Origin of the sequence: Microbispora rosea (assembly GCF_044460045.1) — a bacterium.
Taxonomy (GTDB): domain Bacteria; phylum Actinomycetota; class Actinomycetes; order Streptosporangiales; family Streptosporangiaceae; genus Microbispora; species Microbispora rosea.
Map to the genome: position 1 here is coordinate 161,470 of NZ_JBITJO010000003.1, position 14,217 is coordinate 175,686.

A 14,217-nucleotide genomic window follows, 5' to 3' on the forward strand; every position below is an offset into this window, starting at 1 on the left:
CCTCTGAGCCGCGCTCACGTCACCGCGTTTCACCGAACCGCGTTTCACGGAACCGAACGGCGCCCTGCGAACGGCGTCCTCGGGTCCGGGATCCCCGGAGGTCCTTACGGTGCGGGGACCAGATCGCCGGCGGCGTCCGCGCGGTCGACGAAGAGCCGGCCGGTGCGCTCGGCGGCGGCGAGGGCGGAGCCGGCGAAGTTCGCGTCGACCGCGCGGCGCTCCGCGGCGCTCGGGTTGGCGTTGGTGCAGCTCACCGGGGCGCTGTGACCGGACATCAGGTCGGTGCACAGGCCGGTGCGCCGGTCGGGCAGGCCGAGGATGTGGCCGATCTCATGGGTGGCGATGCGCAGGGGGTAGTAGCCCTCGGCGGTCGCCTCCCTGCCCATCCAGATGGTGCCCCGGCCCAGCCGGGTGACGCTCGTCCGGGGCCAGCCGTTGTCGGCGAGCACCACGAAGTCGGCGGGCGTGCCCGCGACCAGCCTGACGTTGGCGACGTCGGCGTTCCAGACCTGTGCCGCCTGGTCCATCACCGCCCGGAACTCGGCGGCGCGGCTCGCGTCGTACCGCAGCACGCGCACGGCGCTCGCCGCCGATCCGCCGGCCGGTGCGGCCGCCCCGGCCGGCGACGCGGTGCACAGCACGGCCAGTCCCAGGAGCAGGGCCGAGACGGCGCGGAGGAACCGTGCCGTGTGCGTCGGGGACATTCGCATCGGGGTCTCCTCGGTCGGGGACGACCACCGCGAGGCGCACCGGTGATCGGGGGGACTCGGGTCAGGCACCCGCCAACGTACGCCGGGCGGGTGCGGCGGGGGACAGGCCAGTTTTCCCCTACTTTCGTGATATGGCAGGCGTCGCTATCCGATCGGCACCCGCGGCGCCAGCCAGGGGAACACGACGTACCACAGCGCGGCCACGGCGCCGCCGGTCAGCAGCAGCACGACGGCCAGCCGGAGCGCGGTGCCGCCGGGCAGCCGCCGCCAGAGGAATCGGTACACGCCGGATCTCCCTCGGTCAGTCCTGGCGTTCCTCGCGGCGCACGAGCACGCTCTGGACGATCAGGCGCTGCGCCGCGGAGAACTTGGGGTGGCAGGTGGTCATCGTCATGACCGCGGTCGTGGGCCGCCGCCCGGGATGACCGGGGACGGGATCGACGACGTCGACCTCGCCGGGGTCGACGACCTCCTTGCGCGTCACCTCGTAGGTGTAGCGGGCGTCCCGCGCGTCCACCACGATGTCGTCGCCGAGCCGCAGCTGGTCGATCCGGTTGAACGGCGCGGCGTAGGTGGTGCGGTGGCCCGAGAGCACGAAGTTGCCCAGCTGGCCGGGCAGCGCCGTCCCGGGGTAGTGGCCGGGGCCCTTGCGCAGCTCCGCCGGGCCGACGCCCTCGACGACGGCGAACCGGTAGTGCGCGCCCAGCCGCGGGATGTGCAGCAGCGCCAGCGCGTCGCCGAGCCGTACCGGACCCGTGCCTGAGCCCGGGTGCCCGTCGTGCCTGGCGAAGACCTCGCCGAGCCGTCGCTGCAGGACCTCCTGCTCCCGCTCGGTCTCCGCGCCGGTGCCCCACAGCAGGTACGCGTAGAAGAGCAGCAGGACCAGCCCCACCGGCAGGCACAGTTCGCCGATGACCCGCGTGACCGCTCTCACGGCTCCGTCCTCTGCTCCGCGCACGGATCGAGTATGGCCGTCCGGCGTCCACCGGCGGCGGTCTCACGGGGGGCGTTGGCGAACTCTTTGGCACCGCTGTTCGGCTGTGGTCAACGAAGCGAAAACCTGGACGATCCTTCGGTAAGCACCGTGCGCCGTGATGGAGCGGCTCTTCGCCCGGCGCATATAACAGTCGAGCAGCGAAATATCGCTGGCAATCCGGGCAAAAAGCTCAATTAATCGAGCGGCCGTTATCGGGAGTCCAAGTGGCGCGAACCAAAATACCTATTTTCCTGGCGGCGGCGGTCGCCGGCGGCCTGGCCCTCGGGATGCCCGGGGCCGCGGCGGCGCAGTCTGTCGGCTTCACCGTGCTGCCTTCGGGCGACGGCGTCTATCCGCCAAGGCCCATCACGGTGGAGAACGTCGTGGAACCCAGGGTGCAGCCGGTAATCCAGAACAACGAGCAGACGGAGCCGCAGACCGTCTGCGAGGGCAACAACTGCAACAACAACGGCTGGTTCTGGCCGCAGCAGAACTGGCAGGGCTGGAACTGGCCGCAGACCTACACGAACACCGACACCAACAACGGCAACACGCAGCCCGTGGTCGCGCCCGTCGGCGCGGGCGGCAACGGCGGCGTCCTGCCGGTGCAGAACGCGGTGCAGTCCGCTCAGGAAGCTCCGGCGGGGGCCGCCGAGGAGGCCGAGCCCGGCGAGGAGGAGTCGGAGGAGTTCCCCGAGGAGGAGACCTCCGAGGAGGAGGCGCCGGAGGAGGAGAGCTTCGAGGAGGAGGCGCCGCCCGGCATGGGCCCTGAGGAGACCATGGGCGGGGGCGGTCCCGCACCGGTCGCCGGCGGCCCGGCGGGCGGTCAGCTGCCGTTCACGGGTGCGCCGGTGGGCGTGGCCGCCGCGGGCGCCGGCCTGCTGGCCGTCGCTCTGGGCTGCACCCTCGTCTCCGCGCGACGCCGCCGGTCGAGCGGTGCCGAGTAGGAGAAATCGCCGGCTGGCCCTCGTCGGCCTGCCGTCGCTGGCCCTCGGCCTCGTGCTGGCCGGGGGCTGGGCGGCCCACCTCGGGCTGAGCGTGCGCGACCATCTGGAGGCGACGCGGGCCGCCCTGCTCCGGCTGCGGCCTGGCGGCATCGAGTCGGCCCGGACCGCCGCCGCGACGCTCGCCGAGGCACACGCCCACGCGGCGGAGGCGCGGCGGCTGACCGGCGGTCTGTACTGGGCGCTGCTCACCCGCCTTCCGGTGGTGGGCGACGGCGCGGCCACGACCCGGGGGCTGGCCGCGTCCGTCGCGGACGTCACCGACGTGCTGACCCGGGTGGAGCGCGCGGCCGCGCCGCTGCTGTCCGCGAGCGCACGGGCGCCGGGGGACCTGCGACCCGCTCTGGCCGCCCTCGACGCGATGGCGCCCGTGCTGCGCGACGGCGCCACCCGCGTGGACGCCGCGAGGTCACGCGTGGCGGGCACCCCGGCGTCCACGGGGCTGGCCGCTCTGGACGGAGCACGCGAAACCGTCCTCCGCGAGGCGGCCCGGCTGCACGGCTTGCTGCGCCAGGGGGCGGACGCGGCCGCGCTCCTGCCGCCCATGCTGGGCCGCGACGGTCCCCGCCGCTACTTCCTGGCGTTCGAGACCAACGCCGAGGCCCGCGGCACCGGTGGCCTCGTCGGCGCGTTCGGCGTCCTGAAGGCCGAAGGAGGCAGGGTGTCCGTCGCCCGGTTGTCCGCCAACACCGGCATGGCGGGCGGCACCAAGCCGGTCGCCGACTTCGGCTCCGCCTTCGCCTCCCGGTACGGACGGGGCGCGACCACGACACTGTCGGTGTCCAACCTGTCCCCGCACTTCCCCTACGCCGCGGCCACCTGGACCGGGCTGTGGCGCCGCCAGACCGGCCAGGAACTCGACGGGGCCATCGCGACCGATCCGGTCGGCCTCTCCTACATCCTCGGCGCGATCGGGCCGGTGAAGCTCCCGGGCGGCGAGACGGTGACGGCCGGCAACGTCGTCGGCCTGACCGAGCGGGAGGCCTACGCCCGCTATCCGGACCCGGCGGAGCGCAAGAAGTACCTGATCAGGATCGCCGGTGCAGTCAGCGAAGCGCTGACCGGCGCGCTGGACCGGCCCACACGACTGCTGCCGGCCTTCTCCCGCATGGTGAGCGAGCGCCGGCTCACCGTCTGGAGCCGCGCCGAGGACGAGCAGCGCCGCCTGGCGGCCACCCCGCTCGGCGGGGTGCTGCCCGAGCGGCGCGGGCCGTACGCCGGACTGGTGGTGAACAACTCGGCCGGTACCAAGCTCGACTACTACCTGGACCGCTCGGTCACCTACGAGCTCGGCCCGTGCCGCCCGGACGGGATGCGCACCTCCAGGGTGCGGATCCGGCTGACCAACGACGCGCCGCGCGGGCCGCTGCCCGCGTACGTCACCGGGCGGTTCGACGACCGCGGGCACCCGCACGCCGCCGGTTCCAACCTGCTGTGGGTGTCGCTGTACGGCCCGGTCGGGGCCAAGGCGGCGGCAATGCGCCTCGACGGGCGGCCGATCTCGTACTACGCGGAGACCGAGCGGTCCCATCCCGTCTACTCCAAGGTCCTGGAGTTCGCTCCCGGCCAGTCGAGGACGCTGGATGTCGACCTGGTCGAGCCGTACTCGGCGGCGGTCCCCGCGGTGCCCGTGCAGCCGCTCGTCCGCCCGCAGCGGACGCTGGTGACGGCCGACAGCAGGGGCTGCGGATCCTGAGCACTTCGAGGGGAACCGGCAGGAACCGTTAAAGCCCGGCGTGCCGCGAGCGGCGGCGCGCCGGGCTCGGCCTAGCGTCCCGCCCATGGACCGTACGCATACCCCGGAGGGCTCGGGGACCTTCCGCGTCCTGTTCGTGTGCACGGGGAACATCTGCAGGTCGGCCATGGCCGAGCGGCTGACTCTGGCCGCGCTTGGACCGGACTCGCCGATCCTCGTGGGCAGCGCGGGGACGCACGCGCGGACGGGGTGGCCGATGGCGGAGCGGGCGCGCGAGGTGCTGCTGCGGCTGGGTGGAGACCCGGAGGGATTCGCCTCACGTACGCTCACCGCCGAGGCGGTCGCCCGCGCCGATCTCGTGCTGGCGGCCTCGTCCGAGCACCGCGCCGCGGCGGTGGCCCTGCATCCACATGCGGCCGCGCGCGCGTTCACGATCGCCGAGTTCGGCGCGCTGGCCCACGCGGTTCCGCCCGGCAGGGTGCTGAGCCACGGGGATCCCGCGCGCCGGGCGCGGGCCCTGCTGGAGGAGGCCGGAGCGCTGCGCGGGCTGGTCCGGGTGGAGCGGCCCGACATCGCCGACCCCTACGGAGGCCCCCGCAGGGCCTACCGGGAGGCGGCCCGCCGCATCGCGGACGCGCTCGCCGTCCCGATCCGCCTGCTGACGCACACGTCGGCCTGACGCCGCCGGTCGCCGGGCACGCATGCGTGGGGCCGCGTCACACGACGCGGCCCCACGCAGGTGGTTCGTCCGCTACACCGGCATCGGCGCCTGGGCCTGCGGCGTCTCCGGCATGGTCTCCTGCGCCGCCGAGTCGTAGCCGTAGCCGTAGCCGTAGTAGGAGCCGTGCTTGGCGGGCACGAAGTTCAACACCGTGCCGACGAGGCGAGCGTTGATCGATGACAGCAGCTCGCCGGCCCGCAGCACCTGCTCGCGCCGGGTCCTGCCGTGCCGCACGACGAGCAGCGCGCCGTCGCAGATCGCGCCGAGGGCGGCGGCGTCGGTGACGGGCAGCAGCGGCGGCGCGTCGATGATCACCATGTCGTACTCCTCGGTGAGCTGGGCGAGCACCGAGCGCATGCCCCGCGAGCCGAGCAGCTCGCTGGGGTTCGGCGGGATCCGGCCGCTGGGCAGCACGGAAAGGCCCGGCTGCCCCCACGTCTGGATGACGTCGTGCAGCCGTGCCCGCTCGATGAGCACGTCGGTGAGCCCGGTGCCGCCCTCGATGCCGAGGTAGCGGGGGACGCTCGGGCGCCGCAGGTCGGCGTCGACCAGGACCACCCGCCACCCCGCCTGAGCCATGGTGATCGCGAGGTTGGCGGACGTGGACGACTTGCCTTCGCCCGGCAGGCAACTGGTCACGACGAGCGACCGGGGCTGCCTGTCGACACCGATGAACTGGAGGTTCGTCCGCAACGACCGGAACGCCTCCCCTCGCGACGAACGGCCCCGGTCGCGCAGGATCAGCGGATGCCGCTTGGCGTCCCGTTCGTAGCCGATGACCCCGAGGATCGAACTCCTGGCGACCTGCTGCAGCGTCTCGGCGGTCTTGACGGTGGTGTCGAGGCGGTCGCGCAGGACGAGGCCGGCGATGACGGCGAACAGCGCGATGAGCGCGCCGAGTGCCATGTCGGTCAGGGGCTGCGGGGCGACCGGCTCCTTGGGGACCTCGGCCCCGTCGACGACCGTGACCCGGATCGTGGGCGGGCTCTTCGGCGTGGGCCGCTCGATCTTGTCGATGAGCTGGGCGAACGCGGCGCCCAGCGCGTTCGCCCGGGCGGCCGCCCGGGCCGGGACGCTGTCGGCGACCGTGGCCCGCAGCAGCGTGGTGTCGGGGACGGCACCGGCCGTGATCCTGGCCTGCAGATCGTCGACGTCCTCCCCGCGGGCGATCCGGCCGACCACCTGGCGGCTGGTCAGCAGGGTGGCGTACGACTGGACCCGCTGCTGGGACAGCGCCCCCGCCTGGAGCGCGGTCGAAAGACCGCCCTCGCTGGTGTCGGCGGACACCAGCATCGTGATCGACGCGAGATACCTGGGCGGGGTGTTGATGGTCACGACGTGGGCGGTCCCCACTCCCGCCAGCACGGACAGCAGCAGGAGCGGCCAGTATCTGCGCATCAGCCGCGCGTAATAGATCAGTTCCATGGGTGTCAGCCCCTTACAGGGATAGAGGTCTGGGGGCGGGCCGGCGGGTGGACCGGCACGCGTTGCGGCAGCACGACGGCGACGCAGGCGGCGGCGACGCCGCCGATCGCCGCGGCGGCCGGCGCGATCCAGCCCAGCGTCATCGCCAGGTCGGCCAGACCGGCGGCGGCCGCGAGCACGGCGAGCGCGAGGGCCGTGAGCCGCTTGCCGAGACCGAGCCGGTGCAGTCGATGTGAGAGGTGGTCGCAGCCGCCCTGCAGCAGCGGCCGGCCTGCCCTGCGCCTCGACAGCAGCACGATCCCGGTGTCGACGGTCGCGACGAAGGTCGGCAGGAGCAGGCCCGCGACCGCCGTTCCGGTCCCGGTTCCGGTGATCACCAGTGCCGCCGAGGACGCCAGCACGAACCCGATGAACAGCGAACCTGCGTCCCCCATGAAGATCCGCGCCGGCGCCCAGTTGTACAGCAGGAACCCCAAGGCGGCGGGGGACAGGGCGACCAGGAGCAGGCCGATCTCTGGACGCCCGGACACGAAGGCGGCGGCGGCCAGCAGGGCGGTGCTGACCACGGTGACGGCGCCCAGCGCGCCGTCCATGTTGTCGAGCAGGTTGAACGAGTTGGTCACCACGACGATCCACAGCAGGGTGATCGGCACGTCCGGCCAGGCTCCGGTCACCGGCGCGACGACCCCGCTTGTCACGGCCACCCCGGCCGCCAGCGCCTGCACGGCCAGCCTGGTCGGCGGTGGGAGCGGCGCGACGTCGTCGATCAGGCCGAGCAGGGCCATGGCGACGGCGCCGACGAGGATGCCGGCGATCCGCGTGACGGCCGGGCCGGCGAACGCGAGCGGAGGGACGACCGCGGCCAGCATGATGGCGATCCCCCCGAGGTAGGGCGTGGGACGCCGGTGCGACTTGTGCCCACCGGGCCGGTCCGTGAGCCCCCAGCGCAGTGCGAGGCGCCGCATCACGGGGGTCGCCGCCGCGCTGCCGGTGAAGGCGCTGATCGCGGTGACCAGGGCGGCGTTGCCGCTCACCGGCCCGGGGCCGCGAGTTCGGCGCGGGCGTCGGCGATGGTCTCCAGCAGGATGTCGTCCAGCGACAGGGCCGGCGTCCACCCGGTCAGCGCGCGCAGCCTGCCGGTGTCCGGAACGCGGCGCGTCATGTCCTCGAAGCCCTTGCCGTAGGCCTCGGCGTACGGAACGAGGTCGACGCCGGAGGTGCTTTCCGTGAGCTCGACGATGAGCTTGGCCAGCTCCAGGATGCTCACCTCGTCGCTGGAGCCGACGTTGAACGTCCCGCCGACCGCGCGGTCGTCGTCGAGCAGCAGGAGGAGGGCCCGTACGACGTCGCGCACGTGCGCGAAGCAGCGGGTCTGCGTGCCGTCGCCGTGCACGGTGAGCGGCATGCCCGTCAGCGCCTGCCGGACGAGCCGGGGAATGACCATGCCGTACGCCGGGCTCTGCCGCGGCCCCACCGTGTTGAACAGCCGGACGACGACCGTCGGCAGGCCGCGCTCGCCGTGGTAGGCGTTGGCCAGGATCTCCTCCACCGCCTTGGCCGTGCTGTAGGCCCAGCGGACGACGTCCGGGCTGCCCAGGATCCGGTCGGACCACTCGGGGAGCGGGCCGGCCGAGTTCTTCCCGTAGATCTCGCTCGTGCTGGTCACGAGGATCTTCCGCCGGTAGCGGTGCGCCGCCTCGACGACGATCTCCGAGCCGCGGATGTTGGTGGTGAGCGAGCGCAACGGTTGCTCGACGATCAGCTTCACCCCCACGGCGGCGGCAAGGTGGACCACCACGTCGCACTCGTGCACGAGCTCGTCCACGACGAGTTCGTCCAGGACCGAGCCCTGGACCACGCGCAGGCGCGGGTCACCCGCGTGGTGCGCGAGGTTGGCCGGGCGGCCGGTCGACATGTTGTCCAGGACGACGACCGAGTCGCCGCGAGCGAGCAGGGCGTCGGTCAGGTGGGACCCGACGAAGCCGCTTCCGCCCGTGATCAGATAGGTGTTCCCGCTTGACGTGGTCAAGGCCTTCTCCCAGCAAGTGGAGTTGACAGGATCGCAATAGGACTGCGTGCGCAAAGGTGGTAGGTCAGGCGAACGAGGCGCCGGACGTTTTCTCGAACCAGGTCACGGTGAGGCGCAGGCCCTCCTCCAGCGGCACCGGCCGGACGCCGGGGAACCGGTCGAGCAGCAGGCGGGCCGACGCCTGCGACTCACGGATGTCGCCCGCGCGGGGCGGCAGGAACTCCGCCTCGACCGGCCGGTCGAGTACGGCGGCCAGGGCGTCCTTGAGGTCGAGCAGGGACACACGGGTGCCAAACGCCAGGTTGACCGGCGTGTCGCCGGTGACCCGGCGGACGGCGGCGTCGGTGACGACGTCCACCACCGAGCCCACATAGGTGAAGTCGCGCGCCTGCCGCCCGTCACCGTGGATCGGGACCGGCCGCCCCGCCAGCGCGGCACTGACGAACGCCGGGATCACCGCGGCGTACGCGTGCCCGGCCGGCTGGAGCGGGCCGTACACGTTGAAGAAGCGGAACGGCAGCACCGGCAGGCCGTAGCTGGCGGCGTACGCCAGCGCGTAGGCCTCGGTGGCCAGCTTGCTCGCGCCGTACGGGCTCAGCGGCCGGGTCGGCAGGTCCTCGTGCTTGCACGTCTCGTCGCTGTCGCCGTACACCGAGGAGGACGAGGCCAGGATCACGTGCGGGCGGGTGGCCCGGCACGCCTCCAGGACGTGCAGCGTCCCCGTCGCGTTGACGGCGTGCGAGGCGAGCGGGTCCTTCACCGACCGGGGCACCGAGGGCCGTGCGGCGAGGTGGATCACGTGCGTCGCGCCGGGCACGAGCTCGGCCAGCAGGTCGCGGTCGAGGATGCTGCCGGTCACGAGGTCGGCCCCGACGTCGGCGAGGTTGGCCGCGTCCCCGCTGCTCAGGTCGTCGAGCACGGTGACGCTCTCGACCTCGGGCCGGGTGGTCAGCGCCCGGCAGAGGTTGGCGCCGATGAACCCGGCGCCTCCGGTGACGAGGACTCTCATGCGATGCTCCTTGGGAACGACGGGCTGGACGCGGCGTACAGCGACCGGTAGAGCGCCTCGGTGTCGGCCACCAGGCGCTCGACCGCGAAGGACTCCGTCGTCCAGCGGCGGGCGGACTCGCCCATGCGGCAGGCGAGCACCGGGTCGGTCAGCAGCCGGAAGACGTGCTCGGCCAGTTCTCCCGCGTCCGGGGCGGCCAGCAGGCCGGTGACCCCGTGCCGGACGACCTCCTCGACGCTGCCCACACGGGTGGCGACGACGGGAGTGCCCGCCATGCCGGCCTCGATCAACGTCAGCGGCGTGCCCTCGTTGTCGGAGGTGAGCAGGACGACGTCCGCCGCCGCGTAGACGGTCTCGACGTCCGCCCGCCACCCCAGAAGGTGGAAGGCGCCCTGCGCCGCGGCGGCGGCCCGCTCCACCTCGTCCGTGAGCTCGCCGCCGCCGCAGACGACGAACCGGCAGGCGGGCAGGCGGGAGCGCACGGCCCGCGCCACCGCGAGGAACCGGTCGGGCCGCTTCACCCCCGTCAGCCGGCCGACGAAGGCGACGACCGGCGCGTCCGGGGGAAGGCCCAGCTCCGCGCGGGCGGCCTCACGGCCGGGCACCCGGCCCAGTCGTACGCCCGGCGGGATCACGACGTACTGCCCGGGACGGCCGATCCCGGCCGCGAGCAGGTCGTCGCGCACGTTGGCGCCCACCGTCACCAGCCGGTCGGTCATGGCGGCCAGCCGCCGCTCCGCCGACACGTAGACGCGGCGCTTGGCCGGCGAGAAGTAGCCGTCCAGCAGATGGCCGTGGAAGACGTGCACCCGAGCAGAACCGACCCGGGCGAGGCGCGCGGCCACCCGGCCGAGCGCGCCGGCCTTGGCCGTACGGGTGTGCACGATGTGCGGCCGGAAGGCGCGCATCTCTGCGGCCAGCCGCAGCAGCGCGCGGCAGTCGTCGCCCAGCCGGATCGAGCGGCCGAGGCCGGGGACGCGGTGCACCCGCTCCGCCGCCTCCCTGAGCCGGTCGCCCTCGGTCTCCTCGACCTGCCCGGTGTAGAGGCGGTGGTCGAACTCCTCGGTGTCGAGTCGTTCGTACAGCCCCAGGATCTGGGTCGCCGGGCCGCCGATGTTCATGCGCGCGATGATTTCCATGACCCGAATTCGGCCGTCCGGTCTCACCACGGGCTCTTCGGTGATGAGCCTGTTCACGTCGGAGAAGCTAACCCGCGATTTGAGCTTTTCGCCGACACCGTCACGGCGGCGGCGAAGCCTTTCCGCATTCCCTACCGAGGCATGATTCAGGCCGATCGGCGCGGGCCGGACGGAAAGGTAAAGCAATGGTGGGAAGCGGAATGCCGCCGATCGCGCGGTCTCCACGGCCTTTTCCTCGCCGCAGGGGCGGTCTCCGCGTACAAAGGAGTGGCAATGACTCCGCCGGGGGCAGGCGTCGTGCCCCGGGCGGACCTTCGGCGGTCGCGAGGCTTGCCCGCATGGCCGAAACAGCACTCACCCCACAGCGACCGGTCGAGGGGCGCAGTCCTCACGGCCGGCCCGGCCGATCCGCCCCGGCCCTTCTCCTGAGATGGCTGCCGGCGGTGTCGGTGACCGCGTTCACCGCGGGCGTGGCGCTGTTCTACGGCGTCTCCGTCAGGGATCTCGGCCTTTTCGCGGTGTACCTCGCCGTCTGCGTGGCGCTGCCGGGGACGCTTCTGGTGCGGGCCCTCTACCGGGGCCGCCGCACGCTGGCCGAGGAGATCGCGCTGGGCGTGGCGCTGGGCTACGCCGTCGAGGTCGTCGTCTACGCGGCCGCCCGGGCCGCCGGGGCGCCGCTGCTCGTGCTGGCGTGGCCGGTCGCCACGTTCGCGGCCGTCGCCGTGGTCCCCCGGCTGCGCGGACGCGGATCGAGGGCGCTGCGCACGCCGGCGCCGGTGTGGTGGTCGTGGGCGCTGGCGCTGACCGTCGCGAGCCTGGTCGCCTGGAGCGCGGTGACCTTCTTCCGGCACACCGCCCTGACCTGGCCGGAGATGGCCTCGGCCAACGTCGACCTGCCCTACCACCTGGCGCTCATCGGGGAGCTGAAACACCACATGCCGCCCGCGACCCCGATGGTCGCGGGGGAGCCGCTGCTCTACCACTGGTTCGTGTACGCGCACTACGCTGCGGCGAGCTGGATCACCGGCGTCGAGCCGCTGGTGCTGCTGTTCCGGCTCGGCATGCTGCCCGTGCTGGCCGCGCTCGTCGTCCTGCTGGGGATGGTCGCCAGGCGCGGCGCGGGCTCGCGGGCGGGCGCGCTGGCCGCCGTCGCGGGCACGTTCTACGTCGTGGCGCCGAGCCTGTACCTCGGCCCGAGCACGGGAGTGTTCACCTGGAAGGCCGAGTCGTGGACGAGCCCGTCCCAGACGTTCGGGGCGCTGCTGTTCGCGCCCGTCGTCCTGCTCGCGGCCGACCTCCTGGAAGGCCGCGGCGGTGCGGGCCGATGGACCATGCTCGGCGTCCTCCTCGTCGGGGTGATGGGCGCCAAGGCCACCCAGTTGCCGTTGCTCGCCGCCGGCCTGGCGACGGCCGGCGCGGTCGGGGCGGTGAGGCGGCGCCGGCTCTCTCCGGCGCTGCTCGCCCTGGCGGCGATGACCGGGGTGTGCCTGCTCTTCGCGCAGTTCGTGCTGTTCGGCGGCGCGCGCAACGGCATCGTCGTCGATCCCCTCTCGCTGGTACGCGTCACCTGGGGCGAGCTGACCGGCCGGGGCGACGCGCGCCCGGGGACCGCCTCGCTGCTCGGGGTCGCCGCCCTGTACGCGGTGTGCTGGGCGCTGATCTGGTTCGGCGTCCTCGGGCTGTTCGCGGGCCGGCCGGGGACGCGGACACCGCCGGGGGTGCTCCTCATGCTCGGCATGGGCGGATCCGGTCTCGGCGCGGTGCTCCTGCTCGGGCACTGCCAGATGAGCCAGATCTACTTCCTGGCCGGGTCCTATCCCTACCTGATGGTCGTCGCGGCACGCGGGCTGTCCGCGGCCCGGGCCCGTGCACGCCTGCCGTACCGGACCGCGGGCCTGGCGGTCGCGGCCGGGGTGCTGATCGAGGTCCTGGTGCGGTGGCTGTGCGGCGTCCGGGTTCCCCTGGAGCCCGGGCGGCCCGAGGCGCTCCTCTATCTGCCCTACGGCGTGCTGGCCCTGGTCGTGGCCCTGGTCGTCGGCGTCCTGGCGCTCAGGGGATGGCGGGGCGTGCGCCTGTGGGCGTGCACGGTGTTCCTCGTCGGCGCCCTCGGCCTGCCCGCCGCGTGGGTCACCAGGGCGCTCCCGAACGGCGGCGCCGTTCCAGGCGGCGCGGGGGAGGACGCTGCCGAGGCCGGGGTGTCCGGGGGGACGGTCCCGGAGGGGACGGTGGCGGCGGCCAGGTGGCTGCGGGCCCATTCGAGCCCGGACGACCTGGTCGCCACGGACGCCCACTGCCGATGGGGCCATGAGAACCCGTGCGACAGCCGGCATTTCTGGCTGGCGGCACTGGCCGAACGGCGCGTGCTGGTCGAGGGCTGGACGTACACCTCGGCGAACATGGCGCGCTGGCGCCCCGGTGTGCGGGTGCAGGACATCCCGTTCCGGGACCAACGGCTGCTGCGGGACAACGACGCCGCGGTCCGCGACCCCGCCTCTCCGGCGGGCCGGCTGCTGCGCGACAGGTACGGCGTACGGTGGCTGGTGTCCGAGCGGCGGCCGGGGGATCCGGAGGCGCCGGCCGGCGCGACGCCGGCGTACCGCTCCGGCGATTACGCGGTCTACCGGCTCCGGTGAATTTTTCTTCCGCTCCGTTTTCCGAGATATTCCGATGGCGCTCCCGATGACGAATGAACGGCGCTCGTATCCTTCGGTTATGAATATTCGCGTCGTCGCCAGGAATGCCGCCCGTCCCGCTTATCTCCCCGTGATGACGCGGAAAATCTGGTCGCGGCTGAGCCATGGGCACGACCGGGAGCGGAACGCCGCCCGTGCCTGGGCGGCGAAACACGCGCAGGACATGGACACGTGGGGGAACGCCGTCGACCCGGTCCTGTGGCGGGAGGGCAAGGAGTTCGCCGAGTCCCTCGCGGACCTCGCCCGGCCGCGCATGGAGGCGCTCGCCGCCGCGGGGGTGGACCTGGGCGGGGCCGGCGGCCTGGAACTGCTCTATCTGCTGACCAGGGTCGTCAGGCCCGCGCTCGCCCTGGAGACGGGAGTGGCGGCCGGCTGGTCCACCGCGGCGATGCTCGCCGCGATGCGGGTCAACGGGACCGGACGGTTGATGTCCAGCGATTTCCCGTTCTTCCGGATCGCCAATCCGGAGCGCTATATCGGATATGTCGTGCCGAACGACCTGAAAAGCCGGTGGTCGCTGCGGATAAAGGGCGACCGCCGCAATCTCGAGGAATTCCTGTCCCCGGACACGATGGTCGACCTCGTCCACTACGACTCGGACAAGACCAGAGACGGGCGGGAGTTCTTCCTCCGGCGGGTGCGGCCCCATCTGACCGGCAGGCACGTCATGGTCATGGACGACATCCAGGACAACCTGGTCTTCCGGGAGTACGCGGAGCGGCAGCCGCTCTTCCGCGTCTTCGCCTACGAGGGCAAGTACATCGGCGTCACGGGCTCGGGGCTGCGGGCCGTCGAGCGCCGCTAGCACCCCGATG

The 14,217-nt window shown here is 73.1% G+C and carries 13 protein-coding genes; 5 read left to right on the forward strand and 8 right to left on the reverse strand.

Going from position 1 to position 14,217, the window contains the following annotated elements:
• Positions 1 to 104: 104 nt before the first annotated feature.
• The 3 genes from ACIBK1_RS13210 to ACIBK1_RS13220 all read right to left on the reverse strand — a co-directional run bounded on the left by ACIBK1_RS13210 (position 105) and on the right by ACIBK1_RS13220 (position 1,644).
• Complete coding sequence (locus tag ACIBK1_RS13210; RefSeq protein WP_396734650.1) at positions 105 to 710, reverse strand: snapalysin family zinc-dependent metalloprotease; 606 nt, start codon at positions 708 to 710, stop codon at positions 105 to 107.
• A 144-nt stretch (positions 711 to 854) separates the two neighbouring features.
• Complete coding sequence (locus tag ACIBK1_RS13215) at positions 855 to 995, reverse strand: hypothetical protein (RefSeq protein WP_167769271.1); 141 nt, start codon at positions 993 to 995, stop codon at positions 855 to 857.
• 16 nt (positions 996 to 1,011) lie between these two features.
• Positions 1,012 to 1,644 (reverse strand): class E sortase, encoded by a 633-nt coding sequence (locus ACIBK1_RS13220; protein ID WP_030507214.1) that lies wholly within the window; start codon positions 1,642 to 1,644, stop codon positions 1,012 to 1,014.
• A 266-nt stretch (positions 1,645 to 1,910) separates the two neighbouring features.
• Here ACIBK1_RS13220 and ACIBK1_RS13225 point away from each other — a divergent pair, with 266 nt between their 5' ends.
• From ACIBK1_RS13225 to ACIBK1_RS13235, 3 genes are all read left to right on the forward strand, one after another.
• Positions 1,911 to 2,633 carry a hypothetical protein gene (locus ACIBK1_RS13225; protein ID WP_030507213.1) on the forward strand — a complete coding sequence of 241 codons (723 nt, stop codon included), beginning with the start codon at positions 1,911 to 1,913 and terminating at the stop codon, positions 2,631 to 2,633.
• Positions 2,623 to 4,386, forward strand: coding sequence for a DUF4012 domain-containing protein (locus ACIBK1_RS13230; protein WP_396734655.1), 1,764 nt, complete (start codon positions 2,623 to 2,625; stop codon positions 4,384 to 4,386). The genes ACIBK1_RS13225 and ACIBK1_RS13230 overlap by 11 nt, the downstream gene beginning before the upstream one ends.
• A gap of 85 nt (positions 4,387 to 4,471) precedes the next feature.
• Positions 4,472 to 5,065 (forward strand): arsenate reductase/protein-tyrosine-phosphatase family protein, encoded by a 594-nt coding sequence (locus ACIBK1_RS13235; RefSeq protein ID WP_030507211.1) that lies wholly within the window; start codon positions 4,472 to 4,474, stop codon positions 5,063 to 5,065.
• 72 nt (positions 5,066 to 5,137) lie between these two features.
• On the opposite strand, the gene ACIBK1_RS13240 is transcribed toward ACIBK1_RS13235, so the two are convergent.
• From ACIBK1_RS13240 to ACIBK1_RS13260, 5 genes are all read right to left on the reverse strand, one after another.
• The gene (locus tag ACIBK1_RS13240) at positions 5,138 to 6,532 is read right to left on the reverse strand and encodes a polysaccharide biosynthesis tyrosine autokinase (protein ID WP_051761531.1); all 1,395 of its coding nucleotides are present in this window, start codon (positions 6,530 to 6,532) and stop codon (positions 5,138 to 5,140) included.
• A 5-nt stretch (positions 6,533 to 6,537) separates the two neighbouring features.
• Entirely contained in the window at positions 6,538 to 7,566 is a 1,029-nt protein-coding gene (locus ACIBK1_RS13245; RefSeq protein WP_051761530.1) for a glycosyltransferase family 4 protein, read from the reverse strand.
• Positions 7,563 to 8,561: an NAD-dependent epimerase/dehydratase family protein gene (locus ACIBK1_RS13250; protein WP_030507208.1), complete on the reverse strand. Its 999-nt coding sequence runs from the start codon at positions 8,559 to 8,561 to the stop codon at positions 7,563 to 7,565. Before ACIBK1_RS13250 ends, ACIBK1_RS13245 begins: the two co-directional genes overlap by 4 nt.
• Positions 8,562 to 8,625: 64 nt before the next feature.
• Positions 8,626 to 9,570: an NAD-dependent epimerase/dehydratase family protein gene (locus ACIBK1_RS13255; RefSeq protein ID WP_396734660.1), complete on the reverse strand. Its 945-nt coding sequence runs from the start codon at positions 9,568 to 9,570 to the stop codon at positions 8,626 to 8,628.
• The gene (locus ACIBK1_RS13260; protein WP_231513823.1) at positions 9,567 to 10,709 is read right to left on the reverse strand and encodes a glycosyltransferase; all 1,143 of its coding nucleotides are present in this window, start codon (positions 10,707 to 10,709) and stop codon (positions 9,567 to 9,569) included. The genes ACIBK1_RS13255 and ACIBK1_RS13260 overlap by 4 nt, the downstream gene beginning before the upstream one ends.
• Positions 10,710 to 11,047: 338 nt before the next feature.
• Between ACIBK1_RS13260 and ACIBK1_RS13265 the strand changes: the two genes are divergently transcribed.
• Together ACIBK1_RS13265 and ACIBK1_RS13270 are read left to right on the forward strand one after the other, a co-directional pair.
• A complete protein-coding gene (locus ACIBK1_RS13265) occupies positions 11,048 to 13,342 on the forward strand; it encodes a hypothetical protein (RefSeq protein ID WP_396734664.1) in 2,295 nt (764 codons plus the stop codon).
• Positions 13,343 to 13,475: 133 nt separating this feature from the next.
• Entirely contained in the window at positions 13,476 to 14,207 is a 732-nt protein-coding gene (locus ACIBK1_RS13270; RefSeq protein ID WP_030507204.1) for a class I SAM-dependent methyltransferase, read from the forward strand.
• The last annotated feature ends 10 nt before the right edge of the window (positions 14,208 to 14,217 follow it).

Excerpts from the sequence above, each read along its gene's own strand:
- ACIBK1_RS13255 (WP_396734660.1), bottom strand. The coding sequence starts at position 9,570 with ATGAGAGTCCTCGTCACCGGAGGCGCCGGGTTCATCGGCGCCAACCTC.
- ACIBK1_RS13270 (WP_030507204.1), top strand. The coding sequence starts at position 13,476 with ATGACGCGGAAAATCTGGTCGCGGCTGAGCCATGGGCACGACCGGGAG.
- ACIBK1_RS13240 (WP_051761531.1), bottom strand. The coding sequence starts at position 6,532 with ATGGAACTGATCTATTACGCGCGGCTGATGCGCAGATACTGGCCGCTC.
- ACIBK1_RS13260 (WP_231513823.1), bottom strand. The coding sequence starts at position 10,709 with ATGGAAATCATCGCGCGCATGAACATCGGCGGCCCGGCGACCCAGATC.
- ACIBK1_RS13235 (WP_030507211.1), top strand. The coding sequence starts at position 4,472 with ATGGACCGTACGCATACCCCGGAGGGCTCGGGGACCTTCCGCGTCCTG.
- ACIBK1_RS13265 (WP_396734664.1), top strand. The coding sequence starts at position 11,048 with ATGGCCGAAACAGCACTCACCCCACAGCGACCGGTCGAGGGGCGCAGT.
- ACIBK1_RS13210 (WP_396734650.1), bottom strand. The coding sequence starts at position 710 with ATGCGAATGTCCCCGACGCACACGGCACGGTTCCTCCGCGCCGTCTCG.